We start from the raw sequence: 24255 nt of genomic DNA on the forward strand, positions 1-24255 counted from the left end.
GATTAGAGGAAAGGACGTGTTTTTATGTCCCGTATTCTGGTACCCGTAGATTTTTCTGCACAATCCTTGCAAGCTGTCCGCTTTGCTGTCGCCTATGCAGCGGATCGTCATGAACTGACGATTTTGCATGTCATACAGCCGTTTCCTTCGCGCAACGTGGTAAATAAGCTGGGGAAACAAAATATCGAAAAGTTTCAATTGGAAGAAGCAAAAGAAGATTTGCAGCCAATGATAGCGATTTTGGAGGAAGCAGGTACTTCCTATCAGCTCGAAATCGTCTTTGGAATCCCTCACGAGGAAATCGCCAAGCACGCGACGGCGGATTATCGTGCAGTCGTCATGGGCACGCATGGGTATGGCCGAATGACAGGCTATCTGAAGCAAAGTGTCAGCTACCCTACGATTCATGATTCGAAAATTCCAGTCTTTCTTATATCGGAAGAGACAAATGCGGATGCGTTCCCGTGGAGTAAGGTCCTCATTACCGTGGATGGCTCCGACCCGGCTATGGCAGCCCTACAGACAGCCCTGCAGCTGAGTGAGGGAATGGACGTCACTTATACGCTGCTAACCGTTGTTACTCCTCCTGTAGCGTATACAGGCATGTATGGCGCCGGATGGGAGGATACGGCAACACTCGAGGGCTGGGGAAAAGAGACGAACCGGGCTTACGAGGAATTGCTTGAGGCGAAGCAGGTTCCATTTGAAAGCAAGGTGCTGATCGGTGATCCAGCTACCCTGATTCGGGAAACAGCCAAAGCCGACCAAGCAGGTCTCATTGTTCTGGGGCATCATGGCTTGGGTGGAATTGCTGGAACACTGGTGGGCAGTGTAACCTTCAAAACCATTCACCGTGCGCAAACGCCTTTGCTTATTGTAAAATCCTAATCAGATCGGATAAAAGTGCTGTCCTTCAGTAGGGCAGCTTTTTTATGTTACCGCACTTCTAGCGCTTGACAGGACTGGGGAAAATGGAGAAGAGAAAGCGAGGGTGAGCGGATGAAGATTGGAAGTCATGTGAGCATACGAAACGGTTATGAAGGTGCTGCCATCACAGCGAATAAACTGGGAGCGAAGGCGTTTCAATTCTTTCCGAAAAACCCGCGAAGCTTAGGTGTAAAGGCGTACGATGAACGAGATGCCGAGGCTTGCCGCAGCTTTTGCAGGCAGAAAGGGATATCCTCGATCGCACACACCCCGTACACGGTCAATCTATGTGCCGAGGATCCAGACCTGTTTGAGGTCACGATCTCTTCGGTGCAAAATGATTTGCAGATCGCTGAGGCCTGCGGTGCGATGGGTGTCGTCGTTCACTTCGGCCACTATAAAGGCAGCGATATATTGGAAGGCTACAAACGAATGATTACGATGATCAACCGGATCCTGACTGGCTGGCAGGGGCAAGCGCGACTCCTGGTAGAGAACAATGCTGGCCAAGGAAATCGGATGGGAACGACTCTGGAAGAGCTGACGCAAGTAAGACTGTTGGTAGAAGAACCGGAGAAAGTGGGGTTTTGTCTGGACACTTGCCATGCATTTGCAAGTGGTATGTGGAAAGGAAATGACTGGGGAGAAGTGGCAGAAAGAATGCGGGAGCTCGACTTCTTTGCAAGCCTGTGCGCTGTACATTTGAACGATTCGCTATATCCAACGGGTTCCTTCCGCGACCGTCATGCGAATATCGGACATGGCGAGATCGGGGACGCTGCCTTTGCTGCTTTTTTGCGGACACCCGAATTGCATGACTTGCCCCTCGTGCTTGAAACACCGAAGCAAGGGGAGGACAGTCATCGCGAGGAGATCAAACATGTCCAAGCATTAATCGATCAGTGGCAGGGATGACCGACATGTGGTACAGTGTGAGTTGGAATGCGGTCCAAGAGGAGGAGTACTGATGAAGAAACGGATTAAGGTCACGATCACGGATTTTGAGCCGATCAAACAAAACCTGAACGATCCTGAGGAGCTGTCTCTTTACGAAGCTGCCAATGGAAATACATATGACGCCGAAATCGAGCATGACGGGTATGCGGTAGTGGACCTTTCGGAAGATAACTATCTCGAACTGGCTCCAACGGAATACCAGCTCATGATCGAGGAATGGACAAATGCAGGAAAAATAGGAGATTTGACGCTGCAAACCAAGTCCGATCCGGCAGATGACAAAGCGCTGCTCTATCGCATGTTAGATGAGACTGGGAATGAAGCGAAGGCACCGGTTTCGCTGCCCAAGCAAGTCGTGGAGCAGGTTAGCAAGACGTGGTTTGGGAAGAAACAAAAAGCGGATGTGGATGCGTAAAGCATTTCATTCAAACGCTAACGAGGAAAGGAGCGATCATTATGGTCGCTCCTTTTTTATCTGTCTGGCACTAGATTGCGGGGGAGAAGGCTATCGATAGTGAATATCGTACGTCGTTTTCAGTACTCCTGAATCAAGCTTCTTTTCCAGCAAAGCGCCTGCGAGCTCTACGCCGCCTCACAGCAATGAAGTAGTCAAGTGAAACAGCTACGTGATAAACAAGTGTCGCCATAGGAACGCCTCCTTTTTTTCCGATACTTCATTCCGTTTGTAATATTCTGGAAATTCAATAAAGAGATGAAGCTTCGCAGCAGGCCGCTCAGCGAGGTGGCGGTCGGGATAGGTATGGAAGTTGCTGGTTACATTATAGGGAGACCTCATGCTGCAGGAGAAAAAACGATGCCATATCAAAGGTTCAGTCAGCTGATAGTAAACCTCGTTATTCCAAAGGGCAAATATCCGTATTTGGAATCAACTCGATCTATCCCCGTACTCCTTGGATTGCAGCTTGGTGGTCTGCTGCCTTTATCTGGGAGCTGGTGGTCAACAACCAGGCTCATATCAACATGGCCATTGCCTTATCGTTTCTTGGCAGGTTTGACGAAGCAAAGGCTCAGATCAACCAGAGCTGGGGTCTTCTTTATGTGGCAGTATTTGTGTATAGCATCTGGGACAGTTACCGTTGCGCGGTTGAAATCAATAAAAGCCATTCTTTGGCTGAAATCGAGGATGCACCGATTACCCCATCCGCTGTTAGCTTTTTCGACGTGATGATTCTCGAGAAGAAGCATCCATGGGTAGGATTGGTTTGGTCCGCCCTATGTTTGCTATAAGTCCGAGGCGATACGTGCCTGGCTTCATTCGTTTCTCGGAGATTTTAGCAGCGTGACTGAAATGGTGGATTGGCAGTGGTTTCTTTTTTTACCTTCGATGTATGCTTTTGCAATCTATCAGGCGTATACTTCGGTAAATGAAAGCAATACGCTATACGATATTGAACAAATCCGATTTCTCAGAGCGAGGGCTGAAAAGTTGGCACACCTACACAAAGCAGAAAACGATTCCGTTGAACAAGTAATCGCCACATTTGAGCATTCGCCATTTGTGGAAATCGTTATCCACGATATGGAGAAGCTGGGAGTACCTTCGCAAAATATCGTTGCTTTGCCTCTGGAAAATCTTGAGTCTCAAACCCATATTATCGACTCTATCCATCGGGTGGATGGGAAAAGTGTTTTGGATGGAGCCATGATGGGGGCAACGATCTTTGGGGTGCTAGGAGCCATCTATGGATTTGTCTTGTACTGGGGACCCATTATTTGGGGGCTGCTTGGTTTAGTAGGGAGGTTCTTCTAGAGGTAACATGTCCTGCTGCTATGCAGGAGTCGTTGATCAAACTGCTGAAATCACGTCGGGCAAATGGTTTCGTGATCGTGCCACAGCGTTTCACATAAATGAATGGTATGAAAGAAAAGAGGATTCTTTTCCTGAGACAGAGGCTACTGAAAAAATTCGGTAGCCTCTTTTTCATGCGAGCTGGATGAGCGAACCTAGGGAAAGCGAGAACCATGGGTGAAAAAATGTAGCACCTATAATAGAATCGTTATGACAAAAGAAACGATCCATACGGAAACGCTCACTAGACAGTATCTCCAGGTACTCGAGGCTTTACGGGCGAAAAGAGAATTGGTTCCGAAACAAATGAGGAAGTAAAGCACGATGACCAAATAACCCAAAGGACTGGGACTAGGAGCCTGACTACCACTAAGCGCACCACCCGTCATGAGGACAAAAATAAAAACGTAAAAGCCTGCGATCCCAAAGAGAATATTCAACGCAACAGCAGATAGCTTCATCCACACAGGGATTCACCTCGATTTCGTTGTTATCTGTTTGACGCAGAAACCTGTGAATTGTTGTTAGGTATGAAAAAATGGTTTCCTGTAACGTGAAAAACCGCCGCTCTCAGCAAGTGAGGAGCAGCGGTTTTTCTATTTTCCAGTATTTAGCACTTACATTTCTTCCGGTGCAGCCAGACCGAGCAGGCGCAAACCTTCCTTGAGTACGGCTACTACTGCTGCAACGAGCTGGAGGCGGGAAGCCTTGATGTCTTCTTCCTCCGCCAAGATGCGGACATTGGCATAGAACTTATTGAACGATTGAGCGAGGTCAATCACGTATTTCCCGATTTGGGAAGGATCGAAGTTGTCAGCGGCGCGTTCGATGACTTCCGGGAATCCGTTCAGCAGTGTAATGACTGCCCAAGCCTCTTTGCTATCCAGCGCACCCTCTGCCAATGGAGCAGATGCAGGCTGGAAGTTGCCTCTGCGCAGTAGGGAGCAGGCGCGCGCATGGGTGTATTGCACATACGGGCCGGTCTCGCCTTCAAAGGTCAGCATTTCTTCCAGAGAGAAGTTGATGTCGTTCAAGCGGTAGTTTTTCAGGTCGTGGAAAATGACCGCGCCGACGCCCACTTGACGAGCGACTTCTTCTTTGTTTGCCAGAGAAGGGTTTTTCTCCTCGATCACTTTCTGCACATCCGCGATTGCTTGGGAGAGCACTTCCTCCAGCAAGACAACCTTCCCTTTCCGGGTGGACATTTTTTTACCGTCCTTGAGCATCATCCCGAATGGCACGTGATGCATGTCGCGCGCCCACGCATAGCCCATTTTTTCCAGTACCTTATACAGCTGCTGGAAGTGGAGGCGCTGCTCGTTTCCTACGACGTATACGGCTTTTGCAAAATCGTAGCTCTCGTGGCGGTAGAGGGCAGCAGCCAAGTCGCGTGTCGCATACAGGGTTGCGCCATCGGATTTTTTGATCAGGGAAGGCGGCATGTCGTACTCGTCCAGGCTGACGACAAGCGCGCCGTCGGATTCAGTCAAGAGACCTTTTTCCTCGAGCAAGGTGACGACACGATCCATCTTGTCATTGTAGAAAGCTTCTCCGTTGGTGGAGTCGAAGGAGACATTCATCAGGTCGTAGATCTTCATGAATTCCTTCAAGGATTCATCGCGGAACCATTTCCACAGGTGCAGCGCTTCTTCATCGCCGTCCTCGAGCTTTTTGAACCATTCGCGTCCTTGGTCTTCCAGGGAAGGGTTGTCCTTGGCTTCATCGTGGAAGCGAACGTAGAGCGTCAGCAGCTCCTTGATCGGCTCCGCTTTCACTTTTGCTTCGTCTCCCCACAGACGGTACGCTACGATGAGCTTGCCGAACTGCGTGCCCCAGTCGCCCAAATGGTTGATGCGAACGGGCTGGTAGCCTTGCTTTTCCATGATGTTGGCGATCGCGTTTCCGATGACGGTCGAACGCAGGTGGCCCATGGAGAATGGCTTCGCGATGTTCGGGGAGGAGAGGTCGATCGGGACCTTGCGTCCTTGTCCGATATGGCTGTCTCCATAGGCACTTCCTTGAGCGAGGATGGTGCCAATCACTTGCTTGGCAACAGCAGCTTGATCAAGGAAAAAGTTGATGTAGGGACCGACTGCTGTTGATTCACGCAAAGGATCTCCACTGATTTTCTCTGCCAGCTCTGCTGCGATCATAGGAGGAGCTTTACGCAATGCTTTTGCTAATTGAAAGCAAGGGAACGCGATATCTCCCATGGCAGGGTTTGGTGGTGTCTCCAGCATGCCGTATACGGTTTCTTTTGGAAAGTTTTCTACCCCTTGCTGTGCGAGGGCGTCGGCGATTTTTTCCGCCACTTGGTGTTTGTAGCTCATGTGAATCTCCTTTCTGATTGGAAAGAGGGTGGGTGCTCCAAATAAAAAAACCTCTACGTCTCCTATAAGAAAGAGACGAGAGGTTGTGCTCCCGCGGTGCCACTCCTGTTGTTTTTGCTTGAAAGCAAAAACCGCTTGACCTGCTGTATCGGGCAGTCCCGGCGTTTCCCTACACGATCTGCAAATCGCAAATGTTCAGGACGCATCTCCGAGGTGCGTTTCCTCTCATGCTCTGCATCGGGCTTCCACCATCCCCGACTCGCTAGCGTCATTTGCATGAGGTACTTTCCTCTTCAACGATTCAACGATATCTCTAGCATTATAACTGGTGAGGCTGCACTCGCGCAACTCACTCTTCCGGTTTATTTAAAATCTTGTCCAGCTGTGCGAAGTATTCTCTCGTCAGCTTTTCCTTTTCCTCTGCACTCATGTTTTCTGCATTCATCCATTGCTCTTTGAATTGCTCGAGCTGTGCCAGCATAGCCAGCTCTGCTGCAGCATCTTCTTCCAGATCGTAGTTCTCGGATGGATCGAAGGGGATCAGCCGATTGTCGTTTCCGCTGCGCAGGTATGGATTGCGCCAATGATCGGGAAAATGGTAAGGCTGCTCGCCAAACATCAGTCCGAGTACTTCATCCGAATCGAGGGGCAGAAAATAGTCGTAATCATCTCGACGTCCGCCCGCGGATAAATTGAGATGGGAAAGGAAGTAATGCAGATAATGGTCACCCGTCTCCCGGTTTTTCACGATGGAGTAAGTCTCGAATTCACTTTGCTCCAGTTCCTTGATTTTTTCGAGAGACGATAAAAATTCGTCTTTTTCACGGGCATCTAGTGTGTCCACAGCGTTTCGCTCCTTTGTATTGCCAAGCCGCGATACAATTCATTTTTGTATTCAGTATAGCAAAAGCGCTTTAGAGTGACAATGAACGGAGGTTTTTTCGAGCCAGGCAAACGCAAAAAGAGCCTAGAGGATCTAGGCCCTTTTCATACGCTATGACTAGCAGTCTTCGGAGCACCCAACAATTACCAGCAGGATAAACAGTACGAGCACCAATGCGAAGTTGTCACCAAAGAATCCGCCGCAGAAAGATGTACTCATGTTTGTTTCCCCTCCTTTCCGTTATGCTCTAGTCTATACACGAACACACAGATTGGCGTGGGCGGATGTCTAGATCAACCAAAAATGGGCGCAATCTTTTGAGACAAGAGTAAATATTAGACAAATTCTCAATTGACGAAGAGACAGGGGGGTGATAAGATACTTGCAAACATTCATGAAGTTTGACATTTCAACTCCATAACCATGTACGACTCTTATCCAGAGAGGCAGAGGGACTGGCCTGATGAAGCCTCGGCAACCGGTAGCAATCCGGTGCCAATTCCAGCAAAGCTACGGCTTTGAAAGATGAGAGGATGACTCAGGCGCTTCTGTATTTCGCGGACAAATCCTCTTCTACTTAAGAAGGGGATTTTTTTGTGCAGATAAGCATGGATAAGGTTTTATCCGGTATACGCACAACAAAGTGAGACAGGAAGACTTGCAACTACAACAGAGCAGTGTATGAAACGGCTGAGAAGAGGCCGAAAAGGAGCAAGCTGATGAAACCAACTTTTCGCGAGCAGCTTTCCCGAAAAATTCTGATTTTAGATGGCGCAATGGGAACCATGCTGCAACAGGCAAACCTGACAGCCGAGGATTTTGGCGGTGAGGAGTACGATGGCTGTAACGAGCTGTTGAATTTGACAAGACCGGATGTGATTCGTTCCATCCATGAAAAGTATTTGGAGGCAGGCGCAGACATCGTCGAGACCAATACCTTTGGTGCAACTTCTGTGGTATTGGCTGAGTACGACGTAGCCGATAAAGACCTCGAAATCAATATAGCGGCAACCCGGCTGGCGAAGGAAGCGGTGGATGCCTATTCGACTCCGGAATGGCCGCGCTACGTGGCAGGTTCCATGGGGCCGACAACCAAAACGCTGTCTCTGACAGGCGGCGTCACCTTTGAAGAGCTGGTGGAGTCCTACTATCGCCAAGCTAAAGGGATGATTCTCGGGGGAGCCGATGTGCTTCTATTAGAGACCTCCCAAGACACGCTAAACGTGAAAGCGGGGGGCATCGGGATCCGCAAAGCGTTTGAAGAACTGCAAACCGAGCTGCCGATCATGCTCTCCGGGACGATCGAGCCGATGGGAACCACCCTCGCCGGTCAAAACATTGAAGCTTTCTATTTTTCCCTGGAGCACTTGAAGCCGGTTTCGGTCGGTTTGAACTGCGCGACAGGCCCAGAATTCATGCGTGACCATCTGCGTACGCTGTCCGGTTTGGCGGAATGCGGCGTCAGCTGTTACCCGAACGCTGGGCTTCCGGATGAAAACGGTCATTATCACGAAACTCCCCAAGGCTTAGCAGCCAAAATGCGCGCGTTCGCCGAGCAAGGTTGGCTGAACGTAGCGGGGGGCTGCTGCGGTACGACGCCAGAGCATATCCGGGCAATGGCAGAGGCGCTAAAGGATTGCAAGCCGCGTGGGCAAGTGAAGGAGCCGGTGAGTGCCGTCTCTGGTATCGAAGTGGTTTACGTGGAAGATGACAATCGTCCGTTGCTCGTAGGAGAGCGTACCAACGTCATCGGCTCGAAAAAATTCCGTGACTTGATCGCGGCAGGTCAGTACGAGGAAGCATCCGACATTGCCAGAGCACAGGTAAAGCGTGGAGCCCACGTAATCGACATCTGCTTGGCTGACCCGGACCGGGATGAATACGAGGATATGGAAAAATTCCTGCAATTCATCGTGAAAAAGGTGAAGGCGCCGCTGATGATCGACTCCACCGATGCAAAAGTGATGGAGCTGGGTCTTCGTTACTCCCAAGGGAAGGCCATTCTCAACTCGATTAACCTCGAGGATGGGCTGGAGCGTTTTGAGGAAGTCGCACCGCTCATTCACAAATACGGTGCAGCAGTTGTCGTCGGGACGATTGAAGAAGCCGGGATGGCTGTAACTCGTGAGAAAAAGCTCGAGGTTGCCAAGCGTTCCTACGATATATTGGTAAATCAATACGGAGTAAAGCCCCAGGATATCATTTTTGACCCATTGGTATTCCCTGTTGGAACAGGCGATGAGCAGTACATCGGTTCTGCCAAGGAAACGGTGGAAGGGATTCGTTTGATCAAACAAGCAATGCCGGAGTGCAAAACCATTCTGGGAGTCAGCAACGTATCCTTTGGCTTGCCGGCAGCAGGTCGGGAAGTGCTGAATGCCGTGTTCCTGTACCACACGACAGTAGCAGGTCTGGACTACGCGATCGTCAACACGGAAAAGCTGGAGCGCTATGCTTCGATACCGGAAAATGAGCGAAAGCTGGCCGAAGCGCTGTTGTTCGAAACGAATGACGAAACGTTGGCCGCCTTTACTGAGTTTTATCGTCAAAAGAAGAAAGAAGTGAGCGTAGAGGTATCCAAGCTGACGCTGGAAGAACGCTTGGCACGCTATGTTGTCGAGGGTTCCAAGGATGGTCTGACGGAAGACTTGAAGCTGGCTTTGGAAAAATATGCACCGCTGGAAATTATCAACGGACCGTTGATGTCGGGAATGGAAGAGGTCGGTCGGCTTTTCAACGGCAACCAGCTGATCGTGGCAGAGGTGCTGCAGAGTGCCGAGGTTATGAAGGCATCGGTATCGTATCTCGAACCATATATGGAGAAATCCGATGCGGCAGCGAAGGGCAAGATCCTGCTGGCGACGGTAAAAGGCGATGTACATGACATCGGCAAAAACCTGGTGGAAATCATTTTGGCGAATAACGGCTACGATGTGGTGAACCTCGGGATCAAAGTTCCACCTGAGCAGTTAATCGCTGCCTGCCGGGAACAGAAGCCGGATGCGATCGGTCTGTCCGGTCTCTTGGTGAAATCCGCACAGCAGATGGTCATTACGGCGCAGGATTTGCGCGATGCAGGAATTGACGTACCGATGATGGTAGGCGGCGCCGCGCTGACTCGGAAGTTCACATCCAACCGGATCGCGCCAGAATACCGCGGGATCGTGCTCTATGCAAAAGATGCGATGGATGGTCTGGACCTCGTGAACCGACTGCAAAATCCGGAAGAGCGTGAACGCTTGGTGGAGGAGCAGCAAAATCTGCTAGAAGCAGTCGCCACCGCGCAACCTGTCGTCGAGGAGAAAAAACCAGCTCTCCCCGCACGCTCGGCCGTGAGTAAAACCGTCCCTGTCCATGTTCCCCCAGATTGCGAGCGCCACATTTTGCGCCAATATCCAATCACGCATTTGCAGCCATACTTGAACCTGCGGATGCTGCTCGGCAAACATCTTGGGGTACGTGGAAACGTAGATAAGCTGATTGAATCCGGAGATGAGAAAACGCTGGAGCTGTACGGACTGGTGGAGGATTTGCTGAATGACGCCAAGCAGCAAGGCTCGATTTCTGCACACGGGGTGTACCAATTCTTCCCGGCGCAATCCCAGGGAAATGAGATTTTGGTCTACGATCCGAATGATCACAGCAAGGTGCTGGAGCGATTTGAGTTCCCGCGTCAGCCGGAAGAACCGCATCTGTGCCTCTCCGATTTCCTTCGACCTGTGGAGAGTGGAGAAATGGATTACGTCGGCTTCCTGACAGTAACAGCGGGTGGAGGCATTCGCGAGCGTTCTACCGAGCTAAAGGAACGCGGAGACTATTTGCGCTCCCATGTTCTGCAGGCCCTCGCTCTGGAGCTGGCAGAGGCGTTCGCTGAGCGGATTCACCACATCATGCGTGATGTATGGGGGATTCCTGACCCGGCAGAGATGACCATGCTGGAGCGATTCGGGGCCCGCTACCAAGGGATCCGCGTATCTTTCGGCTATCCTGCTTGCCCGAATTTGGAGGATCAGGCGCAGCTGTTCCGCTTGCTGCAGCCGGAAAATATCGGCGTTCAACTGACCGAAGGCTTTATGATGGAGCCGGAAGCATCCGTATCAGCGATGGTATTCGCACACCCCGAGGCTCGCTATTTTAACGCCGGACCGTCGGTGTTTGAAGTATAAACGGAATCAAAAGGAGAGAAGTGATTGAGTTGACCACAGGCAAGAAAGATTTACGGGAGTATTTGCAGGATCACTTGCTGGTAGGAGATGGAGCGATGGCGACCCAGCTGCACAGGCTGGGCGTCCCGCTCGGAGTGAGCTTCGAAGAGCTGTCGCTGTCGAATCCGAAGCTTGTCCAAGAGGTTCATGATTCGTATTATGCGGCTGGAGCCAGACTTTTGGAGACCAATACGTACTCAGCCAATCGGGATTCCTTGTCCCGCTATGGTCTGGAGCATCGCGTGGCGAGGATCAATCGCTTAGCCGTAAAAATTGCCCGGGAATCCGCAAGAGACGATGCGTATGTCGCAGGGAGCATTGGCTCCATTCTGGCAGGTCGCGTGCGTAAAAAAGTGCTGGATGAATACCGGGACCAGTATGAGGAGCAAGCCATTGCCCTGCTTCACGCGAGTGTGGACGGAATTATTTTGGAGACGTTTCTCGACCTGGAGGAGCTGCTTATGGCGCTGGAGGTCATTCGTCCGCTGACGGATGCTCCCCTGATCGCCCAGCTGGCTACGCTCGAGGTAGGACGCACGCGGGATGGATACTCGCTGACAGATGCGTTTGGGCAGCTGAAGCAGGCAGGAGCGGACATCGTGGGTCTCAACTGCCGCCTCGGTCCAGCGGAAATTTTGCGATCGTTTGAAAATACGCAGGTTCCGCATGGTGCACTCTTGTCTGCTTTCCCGAATGCGGGCCGTCTCGGTCTTACAGACGGGGAGTACGCCTACAAGTCGACGCCTGACTATTTCGGCCAGAGTGCCTTGCGTTTGCGAGAGCAGGGCATCCGTTTGATCGGCGGATGCTGCGGAACGACTCCTGAGCACGTCAAAGCGATGGCAGATGCTCTGGAGTCGCTTGAGCCACAGGAGAGAATCAATCCGACGATCGTGCCTGGTGATCGTCCACAGGTGACGGTACAGAGCATCCGCGATCAGTCGAAGCCGAGCATCGTGGAACGAGTCAAAACAGAGACGACGGTTATCGTAGAATTCGACCCGCCGCGCGATCTGGATGCGGAGTCCTTCCTGGATGGCTGCTGCGAGCTTCACCGCGCAGGGGCTGATGCCATTACCTTGGCCGACAACTCGCTGGCTACCGTACGGATGAGCAACATGGCGCTGGGCGCTTTGATGAAAAGCAGACACGGTATCGATCCGCTGCTGCACATCGCCTGCCGCGACCGCAACTTGATCGGACAGCAATCCCATCTGATGGGCTTGCACGCCCTCGGTATCGATCAAATCCTTGTCATTACCGGCGACCCGTCCCGTTTCGGCGATTTGCCAGGTGCTACCTCTGTGTTTGATGTGACCTCTTTTGATTTGATCCGCATGGTGAAGCAATTGAACGAGGGTGTCTCTTTTGCAGGTCGTCCTTTGAAGCAAAAAGCGCAGTTCATCGTAGGTGCGGCTTTTAATCCAAACGTAAGACAGATGGATGCGGCGATTGCCCGTCTAGAAAAGAAGGTAGAGGCCGGAGCGGACTATATCATGACCCAGCCCGTATACGATGCAGAATCGATCAAGCAAGTGTATGAAGCCACCAAGCATATCGGCATACCAGTCTTCATCGGGATCATGCCGTTGACCAGCCTGCGAAATGCGGAGTTCCTGCACAATGAAGTGCCTGGTATCAAGCTTTCTCCTGAAGCACTGGAACGGATGAGAGCGGTGGAGCAAGGGGAAGCGGCAAGGCAAGAGGGGATCAAAATGGCGAAGGAGCTGCTCGATACCGCCATTCAGTATTTCAAAGGCATTTACCTGATCACGCCATTCCATTACTCCTCCATGGCAGCTGAGCTGGTGCAATACGTACGACAGCAAAGTGCGCTCGTGAAGACAGCTACCCACTAGTCTATACAATCGTCAGAACTGATGCCCTTGTGTGAAGAAGCAGGCAAATTGCCGCTCTTTACTCGAGGGCTTTCATTTCTTCGAGCATATAAGCCGTTTTCCTGATTTCCTGTTTCAGAAATTTTTCGATATCCCGCTCCGACATCTCGAGGTAATGCTGCTGGCGTAAAAACCGTTCGGTAATATGGGGATAGGCGAGGTCGGTATACAGAAGATGCCGCTGTCGCCGGGACAGTGGATTCTCGCGGAGATACCCATCGAGAAGGTAGTGGAAGGCTTTGGGATTCCACTTTTTGTTCTTTCGCATTAATAAGGAGAGCACACGACTGATATCTTTGGAAGGAAAATCAAAGCGAACGTCCTCCCAATCAATGACGGTAATTTTCTGCTTTTCCGAGAGCAAGTTTCCGTTGTTGAAATCGCCGTGACACAAGAAATGTCGGGAGGTAGGGAGCCCCCTCCAATTCTGATAGTACGATGATTTTTCCAGGCTCTCCATGGCGATCTTACCGGCGATCAGAAAGAACGGAAGATGCAAAAAAATGATCTGATGCTTCGGGTCTTTGCTTGACTCATATTGCTGATTCCAGCGCAGCAGGGCAGTAAAATCATTTCGATATTCCTCGTCCCATGTGCTTGTGGCGTTGTACAGGTGACTGTAAGCAGAGGAAAAGCCGACAGATGCGGCGTGAATTCGCCCGAGGGTGGATCCGGTTCGCCTGATGCGTGCCGGAAGATTGAGAGCGAGCATGGGACCGGATGCCCAATGCTGGATGAGAAAGGGATACCCGTTCCAATAAATAAAGCGTTGATTGGACTTCGTTTTTTGCAATTTGGGTATGTGAATCCCTTTTTTTCGCAGATGCTCTTCTGCATCCAGGATGAAGTTTTGCCGCTCTTCCGTAGTGAACAGGCTTTTGCCTAGGAATTTGCCCTTGCGTGTCCGCAATACAATCACCAATGATTTATTGGAGTTTCGCAAAATCTCGTAGCTGAGAATACCGAGGCCGTACTCCTCTTCAATAAGTCGGATTAGTGCTTCCATCTCTTCCCTCCTACGAAAAGCGAGTAAGCGACTATCCTTTATCGTACTGCGAACAGAGGAAATGTGATACTCAAGAGAGGGGATGCCATCCTTTTTCCCGCAGAAACTGGCTCAGCTCACTGAACATGGCCAGCCGTTCTTCCCGGGAAAAGGAGGCGTTCGCACCGCTTGTCGAGGGAATGACAAACACATAGCTGCCAGGCCAATCGTCTGTGCCGAATTCGAGCTTGGATTGGAGTCCGAGCGCAATCTTCGTTTTTTTCTGTCCGGTGGCGTGGCGGAACGCAGTGATACCGTTAAAGCAAATAACGCGGGGACGATAGGTCTGAATCATTTGCACGAACTGCTCCGCTCCGGTCGCATAGTCATCCTCGCGCAGATCGGTAGAAGAGCGAGTCGGACGGGAGACCAGGTCAGTAATGCCATAGTTTAAGTCGAGCAGACGGGCGGTCTCTTCGGGAGCAAATCGTTCAGGAGTCAATCCCCCCTCATACAAGCCTCGCCAGAACAGATTGGCGGGGTTGGCATAATGGTATCCGGCTGTTGCCGAGACGCGTCCCGGGTTGATCCCGCAAAACAAAACAGCCAGATCACGCCGAATATAAGTAGGCAGCCATTTTTCCGTAAAGTCAACCAACACACGATCCCTCCTGTCCCCTTCATCGTAGCATACTACCTGAGCTATGCGAAAAGGGAAGGGGAGATCGTTTGGAGCTAAACTGTTAGTTGTCCAATGAAAAAAGGCCGTCATAACGAACGGCCAGCATAAATTTAGTACGAAAATTCAGGGATACGGCAAACGATTACTCCTCTTCGTAGAACCAGAGGGGATCTTTGTTATCGACATCGCCGTTGTAGTTGATCAGCACTTCTTCTCCCGCCTTGATGTCCGTATAGGCGTAGAAATCAAAGGTGTGGTTGTCAAAATTGATTTCATACACAGCATTCGGTTCATAGGAGTGATTGAACAGCATGCCGTAGCCCAGAAGGATACAAGTGTGGTTAGCCCCATATTCAAAAGCGTAGTCGGCAATCATGGTTTTCTCAATATGCTCATGCTCCGCATTGGGATAAGGGAGAACGGGTGCTTCGTGAATCAGTTCTCCTTTGCGAATATCTTTTGTGGCAAATACCCCCCGATTGAGATCGCCATTACTGAGGGAGGAAGTTTTTACGGTAAGCATTTCAATCACCTGCACATTCTTTGTCGAGAACACGTTGTCTCTTATTTTACTTAAGCATGACAGTTGATTGGAGCGAAAGCAATGGTTTCCATTTATTTTAACGTATAAGAATTTATAAGCGTAATGCTTATGAATTCTGGAACGCATGACGAAGTGCCTCAGCGTCAGCTTCTGGCATCACTTCGGTAAAACTTTCCGCTAAAACGCGGTCGCTCCTCCATGAACAAGCCTCGGTAGAGGTTTTCTTAATGAAATTGTCGTGCTATTTATTGGAGGTACCGGAATGGTTGGAGCCAGTTTCAGAAGAGGAATATAACAAGTTGTAAAAACGGAGAACTATGCATGAAGGCAGCCGGGATTGAACTGCCTTTTTTATAGAATGACGCGAGGATGTAGCAAGGATCGTTTATGGACACTCCCTGCATCCTCATCCATTTGGCCCTGAGTCTAGTGGCGTGGAAATCACAAATCAAGTATTTTCACCATTCTCCATTTGTGTTAAAGTGATTCACATCATTTTCATGCAGAGGGGAAGGAATGGAAGATGGGAAACTTTTGGTTGTTCGTCGTCATGTCTATTTTACTGATTATTCTTCCTGGTCCCGATACTGGCCTCGCCACGCAAAACACGATTGCGCACGGAAAAAAGGGTGGGTTTCAAACGGTCTTCGGCATCACGACTGGCTTGGTCTTCCATACTTTGGCGGCGGTGTTTGGGCTTTCGGCGATCCTGGTCAAATCGGCAGTCCTGTTTTCTGTTTTTAAATACGTCGGTGCCGTGTATTTGATTTACCTCGGCCTTACCTCCATCTGGGCGTTGAAAAAGAACAAAGGAACGGAGCAGGAGGAGCAGCAGAGCAAATACAAGCATAAATCTCCGTTTCGTCAGGGGCTGCTGACGAATCTGCTGAACCCCAAGGTTGCGGTTTTTTTCTTGACATTTCTTCCGCAATTTTTATCGGCTGGGACCAAGCCGTTTCTGCAATTCTTGCTGATGGGCGCGACGTACTCCATGCTTACGATTCTGTGGTTCATCCTGTACGTGTCGTTCATCAACTACATTCGCAACTGGATGAAGAAACCGTCCACACAGCGGGCCATACAGGGGATCTCCGGATTTGTTCTCGTCGCATTTGGAATCAAGCTTGCCTTTGAAAAAGCTCCCAGCTGAGCTGCGAGAAATAGCGGGACAACCTCCTGCTTCTACAAACAAGAAGCGCTCCTCCAAAGAGGAACGCTTTTTTCATGTCAACGAGGATTCCTTATAGCTGATAGATGGCAGAGAACTTCTTCTCCAGATAATCCATCAGGTAGGTGGCATTGGTACCTTCACCGGTAATGGCTTGAACAAGCTCTTGAGGGCTCTTCATTTTTCCGTACTGGTGAATGTTTGTTTTCAGCCACTCGCGGATGGGAGCAAAATCTCCTTTGGCAAGCAAGTCGTGATAGCCGCCGATTTGCTGCTCCATCACGTGGGCAAACTGAGCAGCATAGACGTTCCCCAAGGAGTACGTAGGGAAATAGCCGAAGCTCCCACCAGACCAGTGGATGTCTTGCAGCACGCCGAGTGCATTTGTCGGAGGAGTAACCCCCAGGTATTCTTGCATTCTTTCGTTCCATATTGTAGGCAGATCAGCGACTTTCAGCGTACCGTTGATCAAGCCTTTCTCGATCTCATAACGAATCATGATATGGAGATTGTACGTCAACTCATCCGCTTCGATACGGATGAAAGACGGAGTGACTTCGTTGATCGCGCGATAGAACCCGTCTACACTGACCCCGTCGAATTGGGCAGGGAATGCTTTTTGCAGATCGCTGTACAAGCCGTTCCAGAAAGGCAGGCTGCGGCCGATCATGTTTTCCCAGAAGCGGGATTGAGATTCGTGAATACCCATGGAAGTACCATCGCACAATGGGGTAAACAACAGTCTTGGATTGATATTTTGCTCGTACATGGCATGCCCTGCTTCATGGATGGAGCCGAACAGAGCTGTATTGAATTCATTGGCATCATAGCGGGTCGTGATGCGCACATCTCCTGGGTTGAATGAAGTACAGAAAGGATGGGCGCTGCGGTCCATGCGACCTGCTTGGAAGTCGTAGCCAATGCGTTCCAAAACGAAGCGGCTGAAGGCTTCCTGTTCTGCTACTGGAAAGTGTCTTTTCAAGGAAGAGGTGTCAGGCTTATTCGGTGACTCCGCAATCGCGGCCACCAGCTTCACCGTTTTCTCACGCAAGGTAGTGAAGATCGGGTCTAGCTGATCGACGGTCATGCCGGGTTCGTAGAGATCGAGAAGTGTGTTATACTTGTTTTTTCCGTCGTGCCCCCAGTAGTCGATGAACTCAAGCTGGAAGTCGACGATTTTTTCGAGGTAAGGCTGGAACAGGGAGAAATCATCTTTTTCCCGTGCTTCTTCCCAGATGGTCTCTGCCTGTGAAGTCAAAATGACGTACTCTTGGTATCTGGCTGCGGGAATTTGCTTGTTGCGGTCATATTCCTTTTTGCATTCGAGAACCGTATGACGGGTTACTTCGTCAAGAGCTTCCAGAGCTTCGGGCTCACTCAGCGTCTCCAGAAACTCTTCCATTTCTTTTGAGGTCGCTAGCTTGAACTGTTCGCCAGCCAATGTACCAATGACCTCGGAACGCGCTTCCATTCCTTTGCGGGGAGCTTGGGTAGCCTTGTCCCAATGAAGGACGGCGATAGCCTGATTGTAGCTCGACAGCTTTTTCACATACGCTCGAAAAGCGGTTGAACGTGCTTCCAGATTGGTCGACATGAGGTCCCTCCTGATATCGTTTTCGTATGTACTTTCTTGAATGCAGTCAAAAAATTTTTACTACTACACATTATAATGGTTTTGCGGAAAAATACTAGGTGGATGCAGCACGAAAATGTCGGTATAATCGTAAGGAAAAGAATGAGGCTACTTACTTGTCATGACAGGAGAATGAAGATGAGTCAAATCAATCCCCAATGGGAGAAGGAAATAGCGAAACGACGCACCTTTGCCATCATCTCCCACCCGGATGCGGGTAAAACAACGATGACGGAAAAACTGCTCTATTACGGCGGAGCCATCCGTGAAGCGGGGATGGTCAAAGGACGGAAAAACTCCAAGCATGCGACCTCCGACTGGATGGAGATCGAGAAAAAGCGCGGAATTTCCGTGACGTCCTCCGCGATGGACTTTGAATACAAAGGGCATCATATCAACATTTTGGATACACCTGGTCACCAGGACTTCAGTGAAGATACGTATCGGACTTTGACGGCTGCAGACGCGGCCGTGATGATTATCGACGTCGCCAAAGGGGTCGAGGCACAGACGATCAAGCTGTTCAAGGTCTGTCGCATGCGCGGGATCCCGATCTTTACCTTTGTCAACAAGCTGGACCGTCACGGGAAAGATCCTTTCGAGCTGCTGGAAGAAATCGAGCGTGTGCTGGGGATTCGTTCGTATCCGATGAACTGGCCGATTGGAATGGGCAGCTACTTCAGCGGGGTATACGACCGGATGAAATCCCGCGTAGAGCTGTACCAAACGGGCACGCAGCACGAGGAGATCTCCTTTTTCCCTGTAGAGGGGGCAGAAGACTCGCGGATCGGTGAGAGCGTCGGACAGGAGCTGTGGCAGCAGCTGCAAGATGAAGTTTCCTTGCTGGATGTGGCAGGGGACGATTACGACGAAGAGCTGATTGCAAAAGGAGAGCTGACTCCTGTCTTTTTCGGAAGTGCGATCAACAACTTCGGGGTACAAACCTTCCTGGACAACTTCCTGCAAATGGCACCTCCGCCGTCGCCTAAGAAAAGCAACGCCGGATTGATCGATCCGTATTCGAATGCGTTCTCTGGCTTCATCTTCAAAATCCAGGCAAACATGAACCCGGCTCACCGCGACCGCATTGCATTCCTGCGCATTTGCTCCGGCAAATTCGAACGCGGCATGTCTGTGAAGCACGTGCGTCTGGGCAAAGATATCAAGCTGGCGCAGCCCGTGCAGTTCATGGCGCAGGACCGCGAGATTGTCGATGAGTCATTCGCGGGCGATGTGATCGGTTTGTTTGACCCGGGCATCTTCCAGATCGGCGATACGCTCTGTGTGGGGCAGTCATTCGAGTACGAAGAAATGCCGCACTTCTCGCCGGAGTTTTTCTCCAAAGTCATGGTAAAAGATGCGATGAAGCACAAGCAGTTCCAAAAAGGAATCATGCAGCTGACGGAAGAGGGGACAGTCCAGCTGTTCCGTACGCATCCGATGGAAGAGCTGATCCTGGGCGTGGTCGGGGTACTCCAGTTCGAGGTCTTGGAATACCGTCTCAAAGCTGAGTATGGAGTCGACATCATGCTGACTCGCATGCCTTACCAGATCGCTCGTTGGCTGGAAGGCGACAAGGCTGCGATTGACGCACTCAAAAACAAGATTGTAACAGATCGCTACGGTCGTCCGGTCATGCTGTTCGAAAGCGAATACCAGCTGCGGGTAGCGATGGATAAGCATTCGTCGATCAAGTTCCACGAGAGCTCGCTGGGCTTGAAATCCGTCCTGTCATAAGGGCAAGACAAAACTATCAAATAAGGCGAAAAGGGGCTCCCAGTACAGGTGAGACCCTTTTTTTCACGAAACCAGGGAGGAGCCTATGCAAAAAGCTGCCCGCCATTCACTTGCTCAAATAATACAGAACGAGGCAGGCTCATCCGCTTCACTAACAGCACAAAATCACCTAGCATGATACTTCCTAGAGAGTGGTGCTGGCAGGAGAAGCGTCGTAGACGAACAGCCTTAACAGTTCAGTATCATTCGGCATTTGGACCAGACGTTCAAACCGCAGGCCGAGCTTTTCCAGCAAACGGCCAGACGAGTGGTTGTCTTGCGTCGTAATAGCGACCACTCTGGTTAGACCGAGAGTTTCCTTCGCGTATTGCATGACGGCGGATGCTGCTTCGTACGCATAGCCTTTGGAGCGATAGTCAGGAAGGAAAGCGAAGCCGATATCGACATCCTCTAGCCCCTCTCTTTTGACCAGGCCACACATGCCTAGCAGAGTGTGGTCTTCTTTGCGTTCCACAAGATAAAAGCCAAATCCGTCTCGTTCATATGATTTGATAGCGCCATTGGCAATGTAGGAGCGCGCATCATCGAGTGTCCGAACACCACGATCGCCGATAAACTGCAGCCAGGCTGGGTCGTTTACCAGCTCGAGTATAAAGGGGGCATCGTCCAGTGTCTGGTAGCGAAGATAGAGGCGTTCGGTTTCCAGTACGATCAAGCAGATCACATCCTTTCAGAAATGCAGAAGTTGATGTCTTTGACATACCTGGCAGAAATTCCTTTATCGTTCCATCATTTCTTTTTTTGGTCACATGTTAAAATATCAACCCCGTTATCCTATTTGGACGACTCCCCTCATATATTGGGACAAAGGTCTGTAACACCCAAGGAGAGGAGGAGAATGCCTTGAGGGTTCTCCTGTTTGTCGTGTTGTTCCTCGTTTCATTTGACATGCACGCACAGACGCCGCTATTGGCGCCGTATTTAAACATCCTGGGCGTCTCAGCAGCAATGATTGGCTTTGTTCTGGGGGGATATGCCATCAGCAATCTGACCGGAAATCTGCTGGCTGGACCCTTTTTGGATCGATACCCGAAAAAGTGGTTCATCTCTGGAGGCTTGATGCTAGCAGGGGTTATGCTGATTGGTCAAGGGGTCGTACAGCACACAGGAGGATTTTTTGCCTTTCGTCTCATGCTCGGCTTTTTGATGGCCTTCGTTTCCCCTGCCTGCTCGGCATTGCTTGGTGAGACGGGCAAGACTGCTGTCGAGCAAGGGAAAATCATGGGCAACAAAGGACTGGTGCTTACGTCGGCAGGGATTGTATCGCCTGCAGTGGGCAGTTTTTTGGCTGTCCAATTTGGCTATAGTCAATCCTTCATCATCTTGGGCTATATCATGCTGATCGCAGGTGTATTTGCCGGATTGGTTTTGCCAGCCAGGGTACCCGGCAGTTTGATTGAGCCAAGCAGTTCCGCCGCTGCCGCTAAAAAGAAGCCGGGTGGGAAAGGGACTTTAACGCATGTCCTGGAAAATCGGTTACTGTATCCCGCATTTCTAGGTGGCTTTGCGATCATCTACGCGCAAGGGACGATTATTTATGAGGTTCCGCTATTGATCCAGAAGCAAGGACTTTCACCTGCTGTCACTGGAGTTCTCTTCAGCCTGAAAGGGCTGGGGGCACTGGCCATCCTCGTTCAATTCTGGTTGTACAAGGTATCCATTGAGCAACGTGCGTTTGCAGGACTAGCCGTTTTGAGTCTGCTGCTGTACACGATGGCGATCGGGGTAGCCATCCCACTCCAGATCATGATGTTTTTGCTAGGAGCCTGCTTTGGAATGCTGTTCCCGGCATTTGCGACGATGCTTACCGTACATTCTCCGCGAGAGCTGTACGGCAGTGTATTTAGCATCTATTCGGCGATCCTCTCCATGGGAGCGGTGCTGAGTCCCATTATTGCTGGTTTGATTGGCAACTGGCACCACTCGTATTTCATCGCCTTTTTCGTGACGGCAGGGGTATGCTTGGCTGGGGGGATTCACCGGATCATTCTCAGTGGAGTCACCCGATAGCACTGCATAAAAAGAAAAGGCATTCCCAGGTCTGACGGGGAATGCCTTTGCCATGCAGATCGATGGCTAACGCTGCTTCGATTTGGGGTTGCCTTGCGTAATCTGGCTTTTCACATGCTTGAGCTGGGCCACGATAATGAAGCTGACAATGACCAGCAAAAACCACGAGCTGATCTTGCTGAGGTGGACGATTTCCCAGCCATTTCGCTGGTTCGGGTAGTACCAGGCGCCAAAAAACGTAGCGATATTTTCGGCGATCCAGATGAAGAACCCGATCAGAAAATAAGCGAGGGGAAGAGGCATCCACAGTCGCTCCTCCGCGACGCGAAAATGGACTCGCGAGCGCCAGAAGACGACGAAGATCGCGGCCATCAGGTACCAGCGAATATCCACCCAGAAGTGATGGACAAAGAAATTGAGATAGATCGCGGCTCCGAGTAGAACAGCTAACCAAGGAGCAGGCCATGCTGTCAGGGAGACGTCCAGACGACGCCAAGCCTGGCATAAATAGCTCGCGACACTCGCATACATAAAACCGCTGTACAGCGGAACGCCGAATATTTTGCTGTATGCCTCTTCAGGGTATCCCCACGAGCCCATATGCACCTTGAAAATCTCCAATGCCAAGCCGATCAGGTGAAAAACGGTAATCACTTTTAGCTCGTCTTTGGTCTCCAGACCGGTTTTCACCATGACGACTTGAAACAACAGGCAAAGGATAAGCAAGAGATCGTATCTGCCCAGACCGGGTATCGTCACGAACTTGGACAAGGCGAGTGACGCGAAGATAAATACCGGAAACAGACAGGACATAGCCTCCTGGTAGCCAAAGTGCAGCAGGAGGCGAAAGGCACGAATCACTCTTTGATCTCGTCAGCTGGAGTAGGGCCGACTGCAACAGGCAAATCGTAGGAGCTCCAATCGCTCCAGCTGCCTGCGTAAAGCTTCACATCTGTGCGACCAGCAGCATGCAGGGCAAGGAGGTTCGTGCATGCGGTCACACCGGATCCGCAGTAGACGATGACTTCCTGATCGGCAAAGGGAGCGACTCGCTCCTGCAGTTTGTCAATCGGCAGCATGGTCATATCCGAACCAAGGTTGTCCTTGTAGAAGAAATGACGAGCGCCCGGGATATGGCCTGCTTTCGGGTCGAGCGGCTCGACCTCACCTCGATAGCGTTCACCGGCGCGGGAGTCGAGCAGGATGGTTTCCGGATTTCTTTCGCGCACGCCCTTTATATCGACGAGCATTTCGGAGCGTACATGTGGCATGAAGGTGCGCGGAGTCGGTGTGCGAACCTCTGCCGTAACCGCATAGCCTGCGTTTTTCCAAGCGGCATAGCCACCGTTCAGAACAGCTGTTTTTTCGTGTCCCAAATAACGCAGGAGCCACCAGAGTCGACCGGCCATCGCCATTTCCTGATCGTCGTAGGCGATTACCGTTGTCTGTTCATCAATGCCGTTTTGAGAGAGGAACGCAGCAAACGTTTCAGGTTCAGGCAGTGGATGGCGACCGCCATGCTCCGCTTTCGGGCCGGAAAGATCGCGGTTTAGATGGAAGTAGAGAGCGCCTGGAATATGATCCTGCTCAAAGCTTTCAGAACCTGCTTCTGCGAGGCTCAGATTGAAACGGCAGTCTACGATGACGATCTGGTCGTCGTGAAGATGCTCGTGCAGCCATTGCGGTGAGACGAGTGCTTGCATGAATCTCCCTACTTTCACTTTTTTCCCTACATCATAGCAGAAGAGCAACTAGATAGGGTACAATATTCTGGTTAGTTTGTGGGGAAGGAGCCGAGTCATGAGACGTTTTATTCGATATTTCCTGGAGGGCTTGCTATACGTCATTCCGCTAGCCGTCACGATCTATATTTTGTATACGATTTTTGTCACGGTAGATAGCTGGCTTGGTCTGGGAATCCCTGGTGTGGGGTTCGTTCTGACCATCGTTGGTATTACGGTCATCGGTTTTCTCGCATCTAACGTGCTGACACGAGGGGTGTTGTCACTCGTATCCAAAGTATTTGAGAAAGTCCCTTTCATCAAATTGATCTACACATCCATCAAGGATCTGATCGGGGCATTCGTGGGCGAGAAGAAAAGCTTTGACAAGCCGGTCTTGGTCACGCTCTCCAAGGAGGGCAGTGCGAAAGCAATCGGTTTTATCACAAAGGAAAGCATGGAAGCATACGGCTTGGAAGACCATGTAGCCGTCTATCTGCCGCAGTCGTACAATTTTGCGGGGAATCTTTTGCTGTTTCCGAGCGAGCAAGTTCAGCCGCTCGATGTAGAAAGCTCGGAAGCGATGGCGTTTCTCGTGTCGGGCGGGGTTTCAGGAAAGGCAGAGAATGCAGCGAAAAAGCCGATCTCCTAAAATAAGGAGCATCGGCTTTTATTCGTTTCCCCGTCGAACTCGTTTTTATGATC

21 protein-coding genes, 1 riboswitch and 1 other annotated feature are annotated in these 24255 nt (G+C 50.7%); of the genes, 11 read left to right on the top strand and 10 right to left on the bottom strand.

The features are described 5' to 3' along the window. Nucleotides 1–24 precede the first annotated feature (24 nt). The 5 genes from ACLIN2_RS11935 (at nucleotide 25) to ACLIN2_RS11955 (ending at nucleotide 3655) form a co-directional block, all read left to right on the top strand. Complete coding sequence (locus tag ACLIN2_RS11935) at nucleotides 25–888, top strand: universal stress protein (RefSeq protein WP_411504133.1); 864 nt, start codon at nucleotides 25–27, stop codon at nucleotides 886–888. A gap of 111 nt (nucleotides 889–999) precedes the next feature. After that, complete coding sequence (locus tag ACLIN2_RS11940; protein WP_411504134.1) at nucleotides 1000–1842, top strand: deoxyribonuclease IV; 843 nt, start codon at nucleotides 1000–1002, stop codon at nucleotides 1840–1842. A gap of 52 nt (nucleotides 1843–1894) precedes the next feature. Continuing rightward, complete coding sequence (locus tag ACLIN2_RS11945; protein ID WP_411504135.1) at nucleotides 1895–2299, top strand: hypothetical protein; 405 nt, start codon at nucleotides 1895–1897, stop codon at nucleotides 2297–2299. A 539-nt stretch (nucleotides 2300–2838) separates the two neighbouring features. Next, on the top strand, nucleotides 2839–3132 hold the full coding sequence (locus ACLIN2_RS11950) for a hypothetical protein (RefSeq protein ID WP_411504136.1): 294 nt from the start codon (nucleotides 2839–2841) through the stop codon (nucleotides 3130–3132). Between the two features lie 199 nt (nucleotides 3133–3331). Then, nucleotides 3332–3655, top strand: a complete 324-nt coding sequence (locus ACLIN2_RS11955) for a hypothetical protein (protein WP_411504137.1) — start codon at nucleotides 3332–3334, stop codon at nucleotides 3653–3655. 656 nt (nucleotides 3656–4311) lie between these two features. On the opposite strand, the gene argS is transcribed toward ACLIN2_RS11955, so the two are convergent. The 3 genes from argS to ACLIN2_RS11970 all read right to left on the bottom strand — a co-directional run bounded on the left by argS (nucleotide 4312) and on the right by ACLIN2_RS11970 (nucleotide 7126). Then, a complete protein-coding gene (gene argS / locus ACLIN2_RS11960) occupies nucleotides 4312–6024 on the bottom strand; it encodes an arginine--tRNA ligase (RefSeq protein ID WP_411504138.1) in 1713 nt (570 codons plus the stop codon). A 68-nt stretch (nucleotides 6025–6092) separates the two neighbouring features. After that, nucleotides 6093–6330 (bottom strand) — a binding site (T-box leader). Between the two features lie 43 nt (nucleotides 6331–6373). Beyond that, nucleotides 6374–6868 (bottom strand): hypothetical protein, encoded by a 495-nt coding sequence (locus ACLIN2_RS11965; protein ID WP_092268016.1) that lies wholly within the window; start codon nucleotides 6866–6868, stop codon nucleotides 6374–6376. 156 nt (nucleotides 6869–7024) lie between these two features. Further along, entirely contained in the window at nucleotides 7025–7126 is a 102-nt protein-coding gene (locus ACLIN2_RS11970) for a YjcZ family sporulation protein (protein ID WP_092268017.1), read from the bottom strand. Nucleotides 7127–7338: 212 nt separating this feature from the next. Continuing rightward, nucleotides 7339–7439, top strand: a riboswitch (SAM riboswitch). Between the two features lie 187 nt (nucleotides 7440–7626). On the opposite strand from ACLIN2_RS11970, the gene metH reads away from it, so the two are divergent. Beyond that, nucleotides 7627–11073, top strand: a complete 3447-nt coding sequence (gene metH / locus ACLIN2_RS11975; RefSeq protein WP_411504139.1) for a methionine synthase — start codon at nucleotides 7627–7629, stop codon at nucleotides 11071–11073. A 29-nt stretch (nucleotides 11074–11102) separates the two neighbouring features. Further along, nucleotides 11103–12971: a bifunctional homocysteine S-methyltransferase/methylenetetrahydrofolate reductase gene (locus ACLIN2_RS11980; RefSeq protein WP_411504140.1), complete on the top strand. Its 1869-nt coding sequence runs from the start codon at nucleotides 11103–11105 to the stop codon at nucleotides 12969–12971. A gap of 58 nt (nucleotides 12972–13029) precedes the next feature. Here ACLIN2_RS11980 and ACLIN2_RS11985 read toward each other — a convergent pair whose 3' ends face one another. From ACLIN2_RS11985 to ACLIN2_RS11995, 3 genes are all read right to left on the bottom strand, one after another. Beyond that, nucleotides 13030–14016, bottom strand: a complete 987-nt coding sequence (locus ACLIN2_RS11985; protein ID WP_411504141.1) for a phosphotransferase — start codon at nucleotides 14014–14016, stop codon at nucleotides 13030–13032. Between the two features lie 70 nt (nucleotides 14017–14086). Next, nucleotides 14087–14656, bottom strand: a complete 570-nt coding sequence (locus tag ACLIN2_RS11990) for a mismatch-specific DNA-glycosylase (protein ID WP_411504142.1) — start codon at nucleotides 14654–14656, stop codon at nucleotides 14087–14089. A 163-nt stretch (nucleotides 14657–14819) separates the two neighbouring features. Then, nucleotides 14820–15200 carry an SET domain-containing protein gene (locus ACLIN2_RS11995; protein ID WP_122960539.1) on the bottom strand — a complete coding sequence of 127 codons (381 nt, stop codon included), beginning with the start codon at nucleotides 15198–15200 and terminating at the stop codon, nucleotides 14820–14822. A gap of 544 nt (nucleotides 15201–15744) precedes the next feature. On the opposite strand from ACLIN2_RS11995, the gene ACLIN2_RS12000 reads away from it, so the two are divergent. After that, a complete protein-coding gene (locus tag ACLIN2_RS12000; RefSeq protein ID WP_411504143.1) occupies nucleotides 15745–16371 on the top strand; it encodes a LysE family translocator in 627 nt (208 codons plus the stop codon). Nucleotides 16372–16462: 91 nt separating this feature from the next. Here ACLIN2_RS12000 and ACLIN2_RS12005 read toward each other — a convergent pair whose 3' ends face one another. Further along, nucleotides 16463–17983, bottom strand: coding sequence for a carboxypeptidase M32 (locus ACLIN2_RS12005; protein ID WP_411504144.1), 1521 nt, complete (start codon nucleotides 17981–17983; stop codon nucleotides 16463–16465). Between the two features lie 177 nt (nucleotides 17984–18160). Here ACLIN2_RS12005 and ACLIN2_RS12010 point away from each other — a divergent pair, with 177 nt between their 5' ends. Continuing rightward, a complete protein-coding gene (locus ACLIN2_RS12010) occupies nucleotides 18161–19759 on the top strand; it encodes a peptide chain release factor 3 (protein WP_411504145.1) in 1599 nt (532 codons plus the stop codon). Between the two features lie 184 nt (nucleotides 19760–19943). On the opposite strand, the gene ACLIN2_RS12015 is transcribed toward ACLIN2_RS12010, so the two are convergent. After that, nucleotides 19944–20474, bottom strand: a complete 531-nt coding sequence (locus ACLIN2_RS12015) for a GNAT family N-acetyltransferase (protein ID WP_411504146.1) — start codon at nucleotides 20472–20474, stop codon at nucleotides 19944–19946. A 188-nt stretch (nucleotides 20475–20662) separates the two neighbouring features. On the opposite strand from ACLIN2_RS12015, the gene ACLIN2_RS12020 reads away from it, so the two are divergent. Beyond that, a complete protein-coding gene (locus ACLIN2_RS12020) occupies nucleotides 20663–21829 on the top strand; it encodes an MFS transporter (RefSeq protein ID WP_411504147.1) in 1167 nt (388 codons plus the stop codon). Nucleotides 21830–21895: 66 nt separating this feature from the next. On the opposite strand, the gene ACLIN2_RS12025 is transcribed toward ACLIN2_RS12020, so the two are convergent. Together ACLIN2_RS12025 and ACLIN2_RS12030 are read right to left on the bottom strand one after the other, a co-directional pair. Further along, nucleotides 21896–22690 (bottom strand): DUF817 domain-containing protein, encoded by a 795-nt coding sequence (locus tag ACLIN2_RS12025; protein WP_411504148.1) that lies wholly within the window; start codon nucleotides 22688–22690, stop codon nucleotides 21896–21898. Next, nucleotides 22687–23532: a sulfurtransferase gene (locus ACLIN2_RS12030; RefSeq protein WP_400582135.1), complete on the bottom strand. Its 846-nt coding sequence runs from the start codon at nucleotides 23530–23532 to the stop codon at nucleotides 22687–22689. Before ACLIN2_RS12030 ends, ACLIN2_RS12025 begins: the two co-directional genes overlap by 4 nt. Nucleotides 23533–23629: 97 nt before the next feature. Here ACLIN2_RS12030 and ACLIN2_RS12035 point away from each other — a divergent pair, with 97 nt between their 5' ends. Then, nucleotides 23630–24202 (top strand): DUF502 domain-containing protein, encoded by a 573-nt coding sequence (locus ACLIN2_RS12035; RefSeq protein ID WP_092268027.1) that lies wholly within the window; start codon nucleotides 23630–23632, stop codon nucleotides 24200–24202. Nucleotides 24203–24255 lie beyond the last annotated feature (53 nt).

Origin of the sequence: Brevibacillus centrosporus (assembly GCF_046622605.1) — a bacterium.
In the GTDB taxonomy this organism is placed as follows: domain Bacteria; phylum Bacillota; class Bacilli; order Brevibacillales; family Brevibacillaceae; genus Brevibacillus; species Brevibacillus centrosporus.

Bases quoted from the DNA above. Each gene is read 5' to 3' on its own strand.
- ACLIN2_RS11935 (WP_411504133.1), top strand. From the start codon at position 25: ATGTCCCGTATTCTGGTACCCGTAGATTTTTCTGCACAATCCTTGCAA.
- ACLIN2_RS11940 (WP_411504134.1), top strand. From the start codon at position 1,000: ATGAAGATTGGAAGTCATGTGAGCATACGAAACGGTTATGAAGGTGCT.
- ACLIN2_RS11945 (WP_411504135.1), top strand. From the start codon at position 1,895: ATGAAGAAACGGATTAAGGTCACGATCACGGATTTTGAGCCGATCAAA.
- argS (WP_411504138.1), bottom strand. From the start codon at position 6,024: ATGAGCTACAAACACCAAGTGGCGGAAAAAATCGCCGACGCCCTCGCA.
- ACLIN2_RS11970 (WP_092268017.1), bottom strand. From the start codon at position 7,126: ATGAGTACATCTTTCTGCGGCGGATTCTTTGGTGACAACTTCGCATTG.
- metH (WP_411504139.1), top strand. From the start codon at position 7,627: ATGAAACCAACTTTTCGCGAGCAGCTTTCCCGAAAAATTCTGATTTTA.
- ACLIN2_RS11985 (WP_411504141.1), bottom strand. From the start codon at position 14,016: ATGGAAGCACTAATCCGACTTATTGAAGAGGAGTACGGCCTCGGTATT.
- ACLIN2_RS11995 (WP_122960539.1), bottom strand. From the start codon at position 15,200: ATGCTTACCGTAAAAACTTCCTCCCTCAGTAATGGCGATCTCAATCGG.
- ACLIN2_RS12000 (WP_411504143.1), top strand. From the start codon at position 15,745: ATGGGAAACTTTTGGTTGTTCGTCGTCATGTCTATTTTACTGATTATT.
- ACLIN2_RS12005 (WP_411504144.1), bottom strand. From the start codon at position 17,983: ATGTCGACCAATCTGGAAGCACGTTCAACCGCTTTTCGAGCGTATGTG.
- ACLIN2_RS12010 (WP_411504145.1), top strand. From the start codon at position 18,161: ATGAGTCAAATCAATCCCCAATGGGAGAAGGAAATAGCGAAACGACGC.
- ACLIN2_RS12030 (WP_400582135.1), bottom strand. From the start codon at position 23,532: ATGCAAGCACTCGTCTCACCGCAATGGCTGCACGAGCATCTTCACGAC.
- ACLIN2_RS12035 (WP_092268027.1), top strand. From the start codon at position 23,630: ATGAGACGTTTTATTCGATATTTCCTGGAGGGCTTGCTATACGTCATT.